Below are 14,421 nucleotides of genomic sequence, written 5' to 3'. Positions count from 1 at the left end.
GCCTATGCTAGGGGGACGGTTCCTTTCATATGAGGCGAAGCCGTCATGCTGCCCTGGATCCAGCTCGATTCCGCGACCATTCCCGGCGAAGGCGGGGAACTCAGGCTGAAACAGCGCGGCAGCGAGTTCTCGATCATGCTCGGCGCCAACGAGCTGATGAACAGCCGCCTCAGCGGCTCGGAGGAAGCGCTGGCAACGCTTTCCTGGGAACGGATCAAGACGCACCCGAAGCCAAGGATTTTGATCGGCGGGCTCGGCATGGGTTTCACCCTGCGCGCCGCCCTCGCCGTCCTGCCTGAAGATGCCGGTGTCACCGTCGCCGAACTGGTACCGGCCGTCGTCGCCTGGGCACGCGGGCCGATGGCGGAGGTCTTCCAGGGTTGCCTCGACGATCCGCGCGTCGGCATCCATCAGGGCGATGTCGGCGAGGCGATCCGCGCCGGCAAGGCTGCCTATGATGCGATCCTGCTCGATGTCGACAACGGCCCCGATGGCCTGACCCGCAAATCCAACGACCGGCTCTATGATTTCGCCGGCCTTCGCGCCGCCCGCGATGCGCTTCGTCCCGGCGGCGTGCTCGCCGTCTGGTCGTCCGGCCCCGACCCGGATTTCACCCGCCGTCTCAAGGACAGCGGCTTTTCCGTCGATGCGGTCAACACCCGCGCCAACGGCAAACGCGGCGGCGCCCGCCACGTCATCTGGCTGGCCGTCAAGCCGGTGAAATGACGCTCAAACGGAAGCAATCCGGCGGGCGGCATTGATGGCCCGGCGGGCGCCGGAGCGCAATTGCGTGGTCTCCGCACCGGCAATGACCAGATCGAAGCCAAATTTCAGCAGTTCGCCGGCTCGTTCGCCATCGCCGGCATAGGCGCAGGCGAATTTGCCGTGAGCGCGGCAGCGCGAAACCGCATGCTGCATGGCGCTGTCGATCTCGGCGGCGTTCGGCGCCACCTGGTCGCCGTTCGACAGTGCGATCGAAAGATCGGACGGACCGACGAAAATGCCGTCGATCCCGGCAACACCCAGGATACCGTCGATTGCGTCGAGCGCCGCCCGGGTCTCGACCATGGCGATGGCGACGGTGAGCGCGTTGGCGTTCTTCAGATAATCATCACCCGACAGGCCGGTATAATTCAGCGCCAGCGACGGTCCCCAGCTGCGTTCGCCGGCGGGCGGGTATTTCGTGGTCCGCACCAGGGCTTGCGCGTCTTCGACCGAATTGATCATCGGCGCGATGATGCCGGAGGCGCCGGCATCGAGCAGGCGCGAGGCGGAAGCAAAATCGCCGACCGGAATGCGCGCCAGCGCCGGCTTGCCGGCAAGCCGCACCTGACCGACGGCGTTCGCCGCCGATGGCATGTCCCACATGCCATGCTGCATATCCAGCACGACGGCATCGAAGGCCTCCTGCGCCAGATGATTGACGAGCGTGGCGTCGGGAATGCCGACCCAGGCGGAGATCATGCCGCCCCGGTGGCTCCTGATCCGCTCCGCAAAGCCGTCGATTTCAGCTGCGCTCATGCCATTCTCCTCACTTCGACAGGCCGTCAGCGGCCAGATATTTCACCTCGAGGAGCTCTTCGGTGTCGAATTTCCTCGAAGCCATGCATGTTCTGCCGGCTCATCCTCTCCGGCGCAGCCGTGAAACGATGATTGTCACGGCAAGCCCGGCTGCAGCCGTGATGCTTCCCCAGAGAATCCAGATGCTCTGGTTGATCATGAAGCTGGATGACGGATAGGGAAAATAGCCGCTTCCCTGGGCGACCCAGATCAGCCCCGAGAGGATCATCAGCAATCCCACGACATATCCAATTGTGCGCCACATGCTTCGGCAACCCTTCTTATGAATCAGTGTCACAATGTCGACCGGCATCGTTGATGACAAGGCTTCTCTCCCAAACGCGACGATATTCCCGAATGTCATGTCCTGCCGACTTCATCCACCAGCCAGGTGCTGAGCCTTTCGCTATGAATATTTGCCGATTGCGGCGGTATCAGCCAGTAACCGCGGTCGGGCGCCTCGAGCGGCGGCCCGGCTTCCACCAGCATATGCGCGGAGAGAAGCGTGTCGACCAGCCCCATCCAGCCGATCGCCACGCCCTGCTCGCTGAGAGCAGCCTGGACGACCAGCGAATAGGTGTTGAAGCTGATATCCCCGCGGCCGGCATGGAGATCGCGCGTGACGGAGAATTCGGCAAGATAGCTTCGCCAATCGAACCAGGGTGGCGGCATCGGCGAATCGAGGTGGATCAGGATCGTCTTGGCAAGCTGCTGCGGATCGTCGAACGGGCCGTTGCGATCGAGAAATCCTCGTGTGCAGACGGGCACGACCTTTTCCTGCAACAGCAGCGATCCGAAGGCGCCGAATTCCGCCCGCGTCCCGAAAACCACCACTACATCTGCGTCGTCACCAAAGCCGGGCTCGAGCCGCTGGGTCGCGACGATCTGTATATCCGTTTCCGGATGAAGCTGGCGAAAGCCATGCATGCGCGGGATCAGCCAAAGGGCTGAAAAAGCATAGTCTGTTCTCAGCCTGACGACCGGTCTTTGAGCCTCGGTGCGGAAGCTGCGCGCCAGCGCATCGATATCACCGACGGTCTTGGCAGCGACCTGGAAAAGCCGCTCGCCCTCCGCGGTCAGCTCGACGCCGCGATGCTGGCGGCGCAACAGGCCGACCCCGAATTGCTCTTCCAGCCGCCGCATCTGATAGCTGACGGCCGGTTGCGTGAGCCCGATACGTGCTGCCGCCGACGAAAAGCTCCCGAGTGTCGCGACCTCGACGAAGATGCGCATCCAGCCAAGCTCGGGCGGGCGGTCTGACATAAAAAATCCTTTAGTCACCCATCGAAAAAAGCTGTCTTTACAGCCGTAACAATAAGCGATTGAATAAATTTCTCAAATAGCAAAAGAGGAATTCCATGCCGCGTCCGAATATCCTCATCCTGATGGTGGACCAGCTGAACGGGACCTTCTTTCCGGATGGCCCCGCGGATTTCCTTCATGCGCCGCATCTGAGATCATTGGCAGAGCGCTCCGTGCGTTTCACCAACACCTATACGGCAAGCCCGCTCTGCGCGCCGGCGCGAGCCTCCTTCATGTCCGGACAATTGCCGAGCCGGACGCGCGTCTATGACAATGCGGCGGAATTCGCCTCCGACATCCCGACTTACGCGCATCATCTGCGCGCTGCCGGATACCAGACGGCGCTATCAGGCAAGATGCATTTCGTCGGCCCCGACCAACTGCATGGCTTCGAGGAGCGCCTGACGACGGACATCTACCCGGCCGATTTCGGCTGGACACCCGACTATAGCAAGCCCGGCGAACGCATAGACTGGTGGTATCATAATCTCGGTTCGGTGACCGGCGCCGGTGTTGCCGAAATCACCAACCAGATGGAGTATGACGACGAGGTCGCCTACCATGCCGCCCGCAAGCTGTTCGATCTCTCGCGTGGCCACGACGGACGCCCCTGGTGCCTGACCGTCAGCTTCACCCATCCGCACGACCCGTACGTCGCGCGCCGCAAATTCTGGGACCTTTATAAGGATTGCCCGGCCCTTGATCCGGCAGTTGCGCCGATTGCCTTCGAGCGGCAAGACCCGCATTCGCAGCGCCTGATGAAAGCCTGTGACCACGATGCCTTCGACATCAGCGATGAGCAAATCAGGCGGGCAAGGCGGGGCTACTTCGCCAATATCTCCTATGTCGATGACAAGATCGGCGAGATTCTCGGCGTCCTGGAACGGACCCGCATGGCGGAAAATGCGATCATTCTCTTCGCCTCGGACCATGGCGACATGCTCGGGGATCGCGGCCTCTGGTTCAAGATGAACTTCTTCGAAGGATCGGCCCGCGTTCCGCTGATGATCGCAGCCCCCGGCTGGAAGCCCAAACGCATCGATCAGCCCGTCTCCACGCTCGACGTGACGCCGACGCTCGCCGGTCTCGCTGGGATCGATATCGCTTCGTTGAAACCATGGACCGAGGGCGAGGATCTGGCATTGCTTGCCGAAGGCACCGGCAATCGCAGCCCGGTGCCGATGGAATATGCCGCGGAGGGTTCCGAAGCACCGCTCGTCTGCATTCGGGACGGACGGTACAAGCTCTCGCTCTGCGAGAAGGACCCGCCGATGCTGTTTGACCTCGAGGCCGATCCCCAAGAACTCGACAATCTGGCGGCCGACCCGGCGCACGCCGACATCTTGGCAAGGCTTGCCGAACAGGCCGGGCGCCGCTGGAATCTTGCCGCTTTCGACGCAGCCGTGCGCGAAAGCCAGGCGCGCCGCTGGGTGGTCTATGCAGCGCTGCGCAACGGCGCCTATTATCCATGGGACTACCAGCCGCTGCAGAAAGCCTCGGAGCGCTATATGCGCAACCACATGGATCTCAACGTGCTGGAGGAAAACCAGAGGTTCCCGCGCCAGGAATGAGCGAAACGCCTCTGATTAAGCCGTCCTGCGCGCCGGCACCTCGCGCAGGAAATCCTCGATGAACGCCTTTTGCAACAGAATGCCGTCCCATTCATCGGGGAAGAAGGGCGAGTCGTAGATCAGCGTGAAGGGACCGTCGTAGCCGGCCCGCTCGCACATCTCCAGGCACTTGCGATAATCGTCGGCATCGAGGCCGGTGACGCCATAATCGGCCTTGGCGTGGCAAATTTCCGCCCGGCCCATGATGTCGGCCAGGCCTTCATATTTCGCCGGCGCCGCCCAGTTGCCGAGGTCGCCGTTGAGGCCGACCTTGCCGTCCAGCCGGTCCAGCAGCCAGTTCATCTCGATGGGCGACGGCAGCAGGTCGAACCAATTCTCGACGACGACGCGCACGCCGCTGCCTTCTGCCTTTCCGCCCAGCCAGTTCAGATGACGGGCGGCGCGGGCAAGGTTTTCCTCCGTCGGTTTCTGCTTGCCGGCGATGACGCGCATCCTTTGCGCTCCAAGGGCAGCGGCGATATCGATCCACTCCGCCATCCATTTGACGTCGCGTTCGGCCGTCTCGGGATGGCTCGGATCGCCGTCCTCGACAAGCAGCGTCTGGAACAACACGTTCGAGGCCGCCATCGCATCACGCAACTCGCTTATATAGGCAGCATCGAGGCTCGGCAGATGGAAGGAGCAGATCTCCAGCCGGTTGATGCCGCGCGCCGAGAGTGCCGCCGGCACGTCGATCAGCGCTGCGGCGCCGGGGCCATAGGGTTCCTTCGGCGCGGCACTTTTATCAGGATCGGGGCTATAGGCATGCACGGCGCCGAGCAGCCGATGCAGCGACCATGTCGAAACCGCGAAACGTCCGTTTTGCAAAACCTGCACGTGTCTTCCTCCAGGATCTCCCCCTGCCATCAATGGCAATAAAAGCCCGGCGGTTCAATTGCAATTCAGGCGAAATCGCCGCGGATGACCGCCTCGGCGGCAAGGGCAAACCCCAGCAGCGCCTCATCGCGATGGCGGGTCGCCGACAGCAGCAGGCCGACCGGCATACCGGCCTCTCCCGTGCCGCAGGGAACGGAAACGCCGCACCAGTCGAGGAAATTGCCGAGTGCGGTGTTGCGCAGCGTCTTGTTGTTCGTTGCGAAGAACAGCTCGTCATCCTGCTCCAGCGGTCCGATCGGCGGCGCGACATGGGCAACGGTGGGAAAGGCAATCAGCCGGTCGCCGACAAGCCGCTCGACATCGGCGATCAGGCGGCTGCGCGCCTCGAGAATTCGGAGGTAATCGGGCAGCGTCGTCTTGCTTCCGAGCCGCGTGCGCATGACGACACGGTGATCCATTCTGTCCGCATCCGGTCCGTCCAAGCGTTCGCGGTGAAGTGCAAAAGCCTCCGCCGTCACCAGCGGACCGTATCTCGTCATCAGATCGAAGATCTCGTTGAAGGCGGGGATGACAGTGCGGGCGACATGGGCGCCGGCCTTTTGGAGACGTTCCAGAGCCGCCTCGAACGCAGCGACGACGCCGGGTTCGGCTCCGTCGAAGACGACATTCTCAGGCACGATCAGTTCCAGCTCCTGCAAGGGGCGTTCAATGACCGCCGGCGCCGTCAATCCACGCATCGCCGCATCGATCCAGACCGCATCCCTGACGCTGCGGCAGAGCGGCCCCAGCGAATCCAGGCTCTTTGCCAGCGGATAGACGCCTGCCATCGCATGGCGGCCGCGTGTCGCCTTGTAGCCGACGATACCGTTGAAGGCGGCGGGGATGCGCACCGAGCCGCCGGTATCGGTGCCCATGGCGACCGGCACCAACCCGGCCGCGACGGCGACGCCGGCGCCGGAGGAGGAGCCGCCGGGAATGCGCGGGAGATCGGTGCCACGCGGATTAACCGGCGTGCCGTAATGCGGATTGATTCCGAGGCCGGAAAAGGCAAATTCGCTCATATTGGTGCGCCCAACGGCGACCATGCCCGCGTGCCTGAGCAAACCGACGACGGCCGCATCGCGCTTGGCGGGCGCGTCCGCCGCCAGGACGACGGAACCGGCTGTCGTCGGCACGCCCTCCATGTCGAAAAGATCTTTCCAGGCGATCGGAATTCCGTCCAACAATCCCAGCGAGCGCCCTTCCCGCAGACGGTTCGAGGCGGCGCGCGCCTCCTCCATCGCCCGGCTTTCGGTAAGCGCGGTGAAGACAGCCTTGTCGGCATAATGCGCGATGGAATCGAAGACCGTCTCGGCCACTTCAAGCGGATCGGCCGCACCGCCTTGAATGAGGAGAGAAAGCTGGGCGACCGACATCGCGCCGAAGGATTTGCTCATGAGACGATCCAGAAAAAAGATGACCCTCTGAACTACCCCGGATCATTCCGACGGGCCAGAGCTTCACGATATTTTGCGTTTATTAGTGCGATTTTTTGAACACTGAGTTTGCATATCGCCCCTTCAATTGCCACGATCGAAGACACACATGCTGCACGCATGCGAAGCCGCTTCGGCATGAGGGCGAGAGCTTACTCTTGAGAGGCCGGCTGCGCATGTGTTGCAGGAGTAATTAAAATGACAGATTGTGAAACTTTGAGCCGTCGCCAGGATATGGTGACCCTCCATGCGAAAGAGGATGAAACCACCGGCTTGGGCGAGCGCGACTATGTAGACCATGTCAGCGCCCAGAAACTTTCGCCCTTCGAGCGCATCGTCGTGGTCGGAGCCTTGGTTCTCTTGAGCTTTGCGGGCTTCGCCGCATATTCTTCCGGTGGTACGGACCCGATGACGACATCAGCCATTGCCGCCACATCAGATGATAACACGCCGCATCATCCGGCTTACGGCCATTGCCGTGACAGCAGCCCCTACGCTGAAAGGGTCTGCTAACAGGAAAGCTAGCTCGCCGGGCATGGAGACCTTGGCCCAGGCTGCGTTGACAGCAGGAAAAGGGACCATGGCCGGTGACATCGACTACGACTTCGACCGCTTCATCGATGCCCAGAACGGCGTCTATGAACAGGCGCTGTCGGAACTGAAGGCCGGGCGCAAGACCTCCCATTGGATGTGGTTTATTTTTCCGCAGATCGCCGGTCTCGGCACCTCTGCAATGGCCGAAAAATATGCGATCCGTTCGGCTGAGGAAGCCACCGCCTATCTCGCCGATCCCATTCTCTCAAGCCGGCTGTTGCGCTGTGTCGAGGCGATCTTGTCGGTTGACGGCCGATCAGCGCATGAAATCCTGGGCTCGCCGGACGACCTCAAGCTCCGCTCCTCGATGACCTTGTTTGCCGCCATCAGCGACCATGGGTCGCCCTTCCACCGGGTGATCGAGCATTTCTATCAGGGAAAATTCGACGAGCGGACGACGGAGATCCTTGGCGCGGATTAGCCGCCCGGCCTGCTCTCCAGCGTCGCAATTTCCTCGGAGATCTCGCTCAACCGCTGACGCAGATCGCTGTCAGTGCCATCATCGACTTCTTCCTCGCCGAAACAATAGCGCGCATCATGAAGCTCCAGCTTGGCTTCGAGCTCGGCGCGTTTGGCATATAGGCGCTTGAGATAGACGTAGTTCATCTCCCTGCCTCCACATTGCCCTCCGGTGATGGAAAAACGACACGGAAGCGGTAAGGTTCCCCGACTGCATGGTTCAAAATGCTACGCGTGTCCTTCGCGCGTCTGAAAAGACGCGCGGCGCTTTAGAGTGGCGGTCAGGCGAAAGAGGCAATCGCTGCGTTGCAGGCCTTGGCGAAATGACCGCAGCAGTTGGCAGTGCCCATGGCTTGGCGCGTGACGCGCGCACCCTCGAGCAGCAGTGTCAACGTATCGGCAAGAAGCTCGGGTTCGCGCGCACCGGCCGCCGAACAGAGCGCGGCCAGGCGATCACGCTGTTCGGCCTTGTGCCGCTCGATCATCTCGTGGGCGGGATGGCCCTCGCCCTTCAGCTCGATGGCAGCATTGGCGAGATCGCAGCCGGCAGGCTCGCCGTTCAGACATTGCGCCCGCGTCTCCACCCAGGCGTAGAGCTGGGCGCGCGGATTGCCGGGATAGGCCGCTTCCAGATCGTGCCAGATGGCGCCGGCCTTTTCGGAGGCGCGGCGCAGCGTTTCGCAGACGAGCTCGTCCTTTGAGCCGAAATGCCGGTAGAGCGTCATCTTGTTGGTGAGCGCCGCGTCGGCGATGGCATCGACGCCGATCCCGCGAATGCCGCGCTCGCGGAAAAGCTCCGAGGCGGTCGAGACGATACGCTCCCGCGGCGGGATGCGATCTTCTGAAACGACTACAGAGATTTCATTCGAAGTTTCTGATTTTTTTGCGGACGTAGTCCTTGACATCAATGTGACCGATCGGTAACAAATGCATTGTTACTTACCGGTAACACCACGAACTGCGAAAGTCAATGCCGAGGGTATGGCAGCGGCAAGTGGAACACGGGCGACCGCCCACGAAAGGAGGACAACCATGAGAAAGACCAGAGACGACCTGACGATATCCGAAGCTCTTCGCGACCCCCTGATCGCCATGGTGTTGCGCGCCGACGGCGTGAAGCTTGAAGACTTCAAGCAGCTCCTGGAGACGGCCGCCGGCAAACGCGAACCGCGGCCGACTTCGGTGGGCAACGTGATCGGAGCGCTTGCAAGCCGCGCCAATCTGCCGGCAATGCCCTGCTTCGGCTGAACACGCCGCCTGAAAATTTCGGGGGATCTCTCCCTGCCCCCGTCAAGGGCTGCCGTCAGAAAGAGGCGGCGGCCCTTGCCGCTTGATCGTAATGGCCCGACAGCGCCCGGAGCGTGGCGGCCACCGCCGATGTCGCTGCGGCATCGAGGCCGAGCCCCTTGACCGATTCCACCAGCAGCGCCTCCCGCACCGCCCGGTATTTCAGGCAGGTTTCAACGCCCTTTCCGGTAGCGGCAACCAGCTTCTCCTTGCCCGCCCGGGTGCTTGTCACCAGGCCGCGCTTTTCCAGCTTCTTGATTGCATAAATCACCAGATGCGTATCCTCGACACCGAGCACGCTGCAGAGATCGCCGAGCCGCTTCGGCCGTTGCCGGTGAGCCACCGAATGCAGCACCAGCACGTCGATCGCGGCGCATCCGGGCTCGCCCGCGGCCGTCATGCAGCGTACCATCCAGCGGTCGAAGGCGTTGCCGGCGAGGATAAGGCCGAACTCGAGCTCCGAAAGGGCCGGAAGCGCGCCATCGGCGAGATGGGCTGAGGAGACGATCGGTCCGATTTCCTGTCGTCCGTGTCCATCCGACATGCGCATCCCTCCATGATCCAAGAGGGAAAACGTTGACATTTTATCGATAAATCGTCAATAAAATTTCAGTTTAACAGGAGACCGGACGATGGGCAGGCAATGGGATTTCTGGGTCGATCGCGGCGGCACGTTCACCGATATCGTCGCACGCGGTCCGGACGGTTCGCTCATCGCCCATAAGCTGCTCTCAGAAAATCCGGAAGCCTATCGCGACCCGGCCGTGCACGGCATCCGTGAATTGCTTGGCCTTGAGCCGGGCGAACCGATCCCTTCCGACCTCATCGGCGCGGTGAAGATGGGAACGACGGTCGCCACCAATGCCCTCCTGGAACGCAAGGGCGATCCAACCCTCTTGGTGACGACGAAGGGGTTCCGCGATGCGCTGGAGATCGGCTACCAGGCCCGCGCCGATATCTTCGCCAAGAAGATCGTCAAGCCGGAACTGCTTTATGCCGATGTCATCGAGGCCGACGAGCGGGTGTTGGCGGACGGCACAGTGGAACGTGCCCTTAACGAGCATGACCTGCGACAAGCGCTTGAAGCCGCCTATGCCAGCGGCCTGCGCGCCGTCGCCATCGTCTTCATGCATGCCTACCGCTATCCCGAGCATGAGCAGCAGGCCGCCGCCATCGCCAGCGCAATCGGTTTCACGCAGATCTCGCCCTCGCATGTCGTTTCACCGCTGATCAAGCTCGTCGGGCGCGGCGACACCGCCGTCGTCGATGCCTATCTGTCTCCGGTTCTCCGGCGTTATGTTGATCAGGTTGCCGCCGAGCTCGGTACCGGCGACGCAGAAGGCCCGAAGCTGATGTTCATGCAGTCTTCCGGCGGGCTGACCGACGCGCACCTCTTCCAGGGCAAGGATGCGATCCTGTCCGGCCCCGCCGGCGGCGTGGTCGGCGCGGTCGAGGTCTCGCGCATCGCCGGCTTTGACCGAATGATCGGCTTCGACATGGGCGGCACTTCGACTGATGTCTCGCATTACGACGGCGAACTGGAACGCGCTTTCGAGACTGAGGTCGCCGGTGTGCGCATGCGCGCGCCGATGATGAAAATCCACACCGTTGCTGCCGGCGGCGGCTCGATCCTGAGTTATGACGGTTCGCGCTTCCGCGTCGGTCCCGATTCAGCCGGGGCGACGCCCGGTCCGAAATCCTACCGCCGCGGCGGTCCGCTTGCCGTCACCGACGCCAACATCATGACCGGCAAGCTGCTGCCGGATTTCTTCCCTGAAATCTTCGGGCCGGGGCAGGACCAGCCGCTCGATGCCGAGGCGGTGCGCAGCGCCTTTGCCGAGATGGCGCAGACGATCGCCAGCGGGCGGACGGCGGAAGACGTCGCCGACGGTTTTCTCGCCATCGCCGTCGAGAACATGGCCAATGCCATCAAGAAAATCTCCGTGCAGCGCGGCTATGACGTTTCGGACTATGCGCTCACCTGCTTCGGCGGCGCCGGCGGCCAGCATGCCTGCCTCGTGGCCGACAGCCTCGGCATGAAGACCGTGCTGATCCACCCCTTCTCCGGCATCCTTTCGGCCTATGGCATGGGTCTTGCCGATATCCGCGCCACGCGCCAGCGCGCCGTCCTGACCGAACTCGACACGGCCTTGACGACGATCGGCGCCGTCAGGGCCGAGCTGGAAGAGGAGGTGCGTGGGGAAATGACGCTGCAAGGCGTCGAGGCGGCCGATCTGGAGATCGTCACCCGACTGCACCTGCAATATAAGGGCACCGACACGGCCCTGCCCGTTGCTTTCGGGCAGCAGGAGGAGATGGCGCAAGCCTTTGCCGTCGCCCACAAGAAGCAGTTCGGCTTCATCTTCGACGACCGGCCTGTTGTCGTCGATTCCATCGAAGTCGAGGGCATCGGCGGCGGCGCCGACATTCAGGAGGCGGACATTCAGGCGGACGCCTCGGCGCCGGAAGCGCTGCGCACCACCCGCTTCTATTCCGGCGGAACATGGCACGAGGCCGGCATCTTCAAGCGCGAGGCGCTAAAGCCGGGCGCCGTCCTCAAAGGCCCCGCGCTGATCATCGAACCGCATCAGACGATCGTCGTCGAGGCGGGCTGGCAGGCAAGGCTCACCGGCCGCAACCATATCGTCCTCATCCGCGAAGTCCCGCTGTCGCGCAATGCGGCGATCGGCACCAGCGCCGACCCCGTCATGCTCGAAGTCTTCAACAACCTGTTCATGGCGATCGCCGAGCAGATGGGCGTGACGCTGCAGAACACCGCCCATTCTGTCAATATCAAGGAGCGGCTCGATTTCTCCTGCGCCGTCTTCGACCGCACCGGCGCGCTCGTCGCCAACGCGCCGCACATGCCGGTGCATCTAGGCTCCATGGACCGTTCGGTCGAAACGATCATCCGCCTCAACCAAGGCAACATCCGCCCGGGCGACGTCTTCGCGCTCAACGCACCGTATAATGGCGGCACGCATCTGCCCGACATCACCGTCGTCACGCCTGTTTTCGACGATGCCGGAGAGGTCATCCTCTTCTATGTCGCCTCGCGCGGCCATCATGCCGATATCGGCGGCAAGGCGCCGGGCTCGATGACCCCGCGGGCGACGAAGGTCGATGAGGAAGGCGTGCTGATCGACAATTTCCTGCTGGTCGATAAGGGGCGTTTTCGTGAGGCCGACTTCGCGGCGATGTTGACGGACCACCCCTACCCCGCCCGCAATCCTGCCCAGAATGTCGCCGACGTGAAGGCGCAGATCGCCGCCAACGAAAAGGGCGTGCACGAATTGCGCAAGATGGTCGCCCATTTCGGGCTCGACGTCGTCGAAGCCTATATGGGCCATGTCCAGGACAATGCCGAAGAAAGCGTGCGCCGGGTCATCGCCCGGCTGAGCGACAGCGAATTCACCTACCCCACCGATCAGGGCGCCGTCATCAAGGTGAAGATCACCGTCGACAGGAAGGCGCGCGAGGCAACGGTCGACTTCACCGGCACGAGCGCACAGCAGCCGACCAATTTCAATGCGCCGGAACCGGTGACACGCGCCGCCGTGCTCTATGTCTTCCGTGTCATGGTCGAGCAGCCGATCCCGATGAATGCCGGTTGCCTGCGGCCGATCCGCATCATCGTGCCCGACGGCTCGATGCTGCGCCCGGCCTATCCGGCCGCGGTCGTCGCCGGCAATGTCGAAACCAGCCAGCATGTGACCAATGCGCTGTTCGGAGCGCTCGGAACACTGGCGGCAGCCCAGGGCTCGATGAACAACCTGACTTTCGGCAACGCCACCTATCAATATTACGAGACGATCTGCGCCGGCGGCCCCGCCGGCGTGCTCAATGACGGCACCGGCTTCAGCGGCGCCGATGGCGTGCACAGCCACATGACCAATTCGCGGCTGACCGATCCCGAGGTGCTGGAATTCCGTTTTCCCGTCGTGCTGGAAGATTTCCACATCCGCCGCGGTTCCGGTGGCAAGGGGCAATATAGTTCCGGCGGCGGTACCGAGCGCACCATCCGCTTCCTGGAGACGATGGATTGCAGCATCCTCTCCTCGCACCGTACGATCCGGCCTTTCGGCCTGTTCGGCGGGGAAGACGGGCAGTTGGGGAAAACCGAGATCCGCCGCGGCGACGGCCAAGTCGAAAAGCTGGAAGGCTGCGATCAGGCGATACTCGCAGCCGGTGACGCCGTAATCATCACGACGCCGACCGGCGGTGGCTACGGCAAGCCGGTTTAGCTCCTATCTAGGAACCGCTGAACACTTCCAGGCGACATGCATTAGAGAATGGGCTTGCCGCCGGTGACCGCGATTGTCGCGCCGGAGACATAGCTCGACAAGGGATCGGCCAGCATCACATAGGCTGTGGCAAGCTCGGCCGGCTGGCCCGGCCTCTTCATCGGCACCTGCTTGCCGAAATTGCTGACGCTTTCTTCCGGCAGCGTCGAAGGGATGAGCGGCGTCCAGATCGGGCCCGGCGCCACCGCATTGGCGCGAATGCCTTTCTCGGCCAGAAGCTGGGCAAGGCCGGCAGTGAAATTCTGGATCGCGCCCTTGGTCGTCGCATAGGCAAGTAGCGTCGGGTTCGGATTGTCCGAATTGATCGAGGCCGTGTTGATGATGGCGCTGCCGGGCTTCATATGGGCGACGGCTGCCTTGGTCAGGTAGAACATCGCATGGATATTGACCTTGAAGGTCAGTTCCCACTCCTCGTCGCTGATCTCGTCGATAGTCTTGAAGCTCGCCTGATGCGCGGCGTTGTTGACGAGAATGTCGATACCGCCCAGTTCCTTGACCGCCGTCTCGACGATCTGCCTGCAGTGGGCGGGATCCTGGATGTCGCCGCTGACGAGCACAGCCTTGCGCCCGGCCTGCTCGACGAGCCGTTTCGTCTCGTCGGCATCCTCATCCTCGTCGAGATAGGAGATCAGCAGATCGACGCCTTCACGGGCATAGGCAATCGCCACGGCCCGACCGATGCCGCTATCGCCGCCGGTGATGATCGCCCGCTTGCCCTTGAGCCGTTCGGATCCGCGATAGCTTTTTTCGCCATGGTCGGGAATCGGTTCCATCTGCGCGGTAAAACCCGGCATCGGCTGTTTCTGGGATGGGAAGGGTGGTGTTGGATAATTCGTCATCATGACCTCCTGGGTTGAGGGGCAAACTCAGGCTGCGGCTGGTTGTTCCAACGTCAGTCCACCGCCATCACATCCGCCCAGACGATCAACCTACAAGATGTTGCGATTTGCCACGGCGACAGCTATGCCATAGTAATGTAACATAATCGCAGTT

Annotated in this window: 15 protein-coding genes; 6 read left to right on the top strand and 9 right to left on the bottom strand. The window is 62.4% G+C overall.

Annotated features, from left to right (window positions below; genetic code table 11):
- Positions 1 to 45: 45 nt before the first annotated feature.
- Positions 46 to 726, top strand: a complete 681-nt coding sequence (locus NE851_RS03840) for a spermidine synthase (protein ID WP_097622742.1) — start codon at positions 46 to 48, stop codon at positions 724 to 726.
- 3 nt (positions 727 to 729) lie between these two features.
- Here the strand turns inward: NE851_RS03840 and NE851_RS03835 are convergent, their stop codons facing one another.
- The 3 genes from NE851_RS03835 to NE851_RS03825 form a co-directional block, all read right to left on the bottom strand.
- A complete protein-coding gene (locus NE851_RS03835; protein ID WP_097622741.1) occupies positions 730 to 1,521 on the bottom strand; it encodes an HpcH/HpaI aldolase family protein in 792 nt (263 codons plus the stop codon).
- A 100-nt stretch (positions 1,522 to 1,621) separates the two neighbouring features.
- Positions 1,622 to 1,825, bottom strand: coding sequence for a hypothetical protein (locus NE851_RS03830; RefSeq protein ID WP_047613481.1), 204 nt, complete (start codon positions 1,823 to 1,825; stop codon positions 1,622 to 1,624).
- 95 nt (positions 1,826 to 1,920) lie between these two features.
- A complete protein-coding gene (locus tag NE851_RS03825) occupies positions 1,921 to 2,823 on the bottom strand; it encodes a choline sulfate utilization transcriptional regulator (protein ID WP_097630749.1) in 903 nt (300 codons plus the stop codon).
- Between the two features lie 95 nt (positions 2,824 to 2,918).
- On the opposite strand from NE851_RS03825, the gene betC reads away from it, so the two are divergent.
- Positions 2,919 to 4,433, top strand: coding sequence for a choline-sulfatase (gene betC / locus NE851_RS03820; RefSeq protein WP_097630750.1), 1,515 nt, complete (start codon positions 2,919 to 2,921; stop codon positions 4,431 to 4,433).
- 15 nt (positions 4,434 to 4,448) lie between these two features.
- On the opposite strand, the gene NE851_RS03815 is transcribed toward betC, so the two are convergent.
- Together NE851_RS03815 and NE851_RS03810 are read right to left on the bottom strand one after the other, a co-directional pair.
- Positions 4,449 to 5,309 (bottom strand): sugar phosphate isomerase/epimerase family protein, encoded by an 861-nt coding sequence (locus NE851_RS03815; RefSeq protein WP_097622738.1) that lies wholly within the window; start codon positions 5,307 to 5,309, stop codon positions 4,449 to 4,451.
- A 65-nt stretch (positions 5,310 to 5,374) separates the two neighbouring features.
- Complete coding sequence (locus NE851_RS03810; protein WP_097630751.1) at positions 5,375 to 6,745, bottom strand: amidase; 1,371 nt, start codon at positions 6,743 to 6,745, stop codon at positions 5,375 to 5,377.
- Positions 6,746 to 7,018: 273 nt separating this feature from the next.
- Here NE851_RS03810 and NE851_RS03805 point away from each other — a divergent pair, with 273 nt between their 5' ends.
- Positions 7,019 to 7,297 (top strand): hypothetical protein, encoded by a 279-nt coding sequence (locus tag NE851_RS03805; RefSeq protein WP_052213315.1) that lies wholly within the window; start codon positions 7,019 to 7,021, stop codon positions 7,295 to 7,297.
- Between the two features lie 67 nt (positions 7,298 to 7,364).
- Positions 7,365 to 7,799, top strand: a complete 435-nt coding sequence (locus NE851_RS03800) for a DUF1810 domain-containing protein (RefSeq protein WP_097630752.1) — start codon at positions 7,365 to 7,367, stop codon at positions 7,797 to 7,799.
- On the opposite strand, the gene NE851_RS03795 is transcribed toward NE851_RS03800, so the two are convergent.
- A complete protein-coding gene (locus NE851_RS03795) occupies positions 7,796 to 7,984 on the bottom strand; it encodes a hypothetical protein (protein ID WP_047612978.1) in 189 nt (62 codons plus the stop codon). The two genes, NE851_RS03800 and NE851_RS03795, sit on opposite strands and share 4 nt — an antisense overlap.
- A gap of 134 nt (positions 7,985 to 8,118) precedes the next feature.
- On the bottom strand, positions 8,119 to 8,742 hold the full coding sequence (locus tag NE851_RS03790; protein ID WP_097630753.1) for a TetR/AcrR family transcriptional regulator: 624 nt from the start codon (positions 8,740 to 8,742) through the stop codon (positions 8,119 to 8,121).
- A 127-nt stretch (positions 8,743 to 8,869) separates the two neighbouring features.
- Between NE851_RS03790 and NE851_RS03785 the strand changes: the two genes are divergently transcribed.
- A complete protein-coding gene (locus NE851_RS03785; RefSeq protein WP_047612976.1) occupies positions 8,870 to 9,085 on the top strand; it encodes a hypothetical protein in 216 nt (71 codons plus the stop codon).
- A 55-nt stretch (positions 9,086 to 9,140) separates the two neighbouring features.
- On the opposite strand, the gene NE851_RS03780 is transcribed toward NE851_RS03785, so the two are convergent.
- Positions 9,141 to 9,668 carry a winged helix DNA-binding protein gene (locus NE851_RS03780; protein ID WP_063476037.1) on the bottom strand — a complete coding sequence of 176 codons (528 nt, stop codon included), beginning with the start codon at positions 9,666 to 9,668 and terminating at the stop codon, positions 9,141 to 9,143.
- Positions 9,669 to 9,756: 88 nt separating this feature from the next.
- Between NE851_RS03780 and NE851_RS03775 the strand changes: the two genes are divergently transcribed.
- The gene (locus NE851_RS03775; RefSeq protein WP_097630754.1) at positions 9,757 to 13,368 is read left to right on the top strand and encodes a hydantoinase B/oxoprolinase family protein; all 3,612 of its coding nucleotides are present in this window, start codon (positions 9,757 to 9,759) and stop codon (positions 13,366 to 13,368) included.
- 41 nt (positions 13,369 to 13,409) lie between these two features.
- On the opposite strand, the gene NE851_RS03770 is transcribed toward NE851_RS03775, so the two are convergent.
- Positions 13,410 to 14,267 carry an SDR family oxidoreductase gene (locus tag NE851_RS03770; RefSeq protein WP_254955457.1) on the bottom strand — a complete coding sequence of 286 codons (858 nt, stop codon included), beginning with the start codon at positions 14,265 to 14,267 and terminating at the stop codon, positions 13,410 to 13,412.
- Positions 14,268 to 14,421: the final 154 nt, after the last annotated feature.

Origin of the sequence: Rhizobium anhuiense bv. trifolii (assembly GCF_024346605.1) — a bacterium.
Lineage (GTDB): Bacteria > Pseudomonadota > Alphaproteobacteria > Rhizobiales > Rhizobiaceae > Rhizobium > Rhizobium anhuiense.
This window is presented reverse-complemented; position numbering and strand designations above follow the sequence as displayed.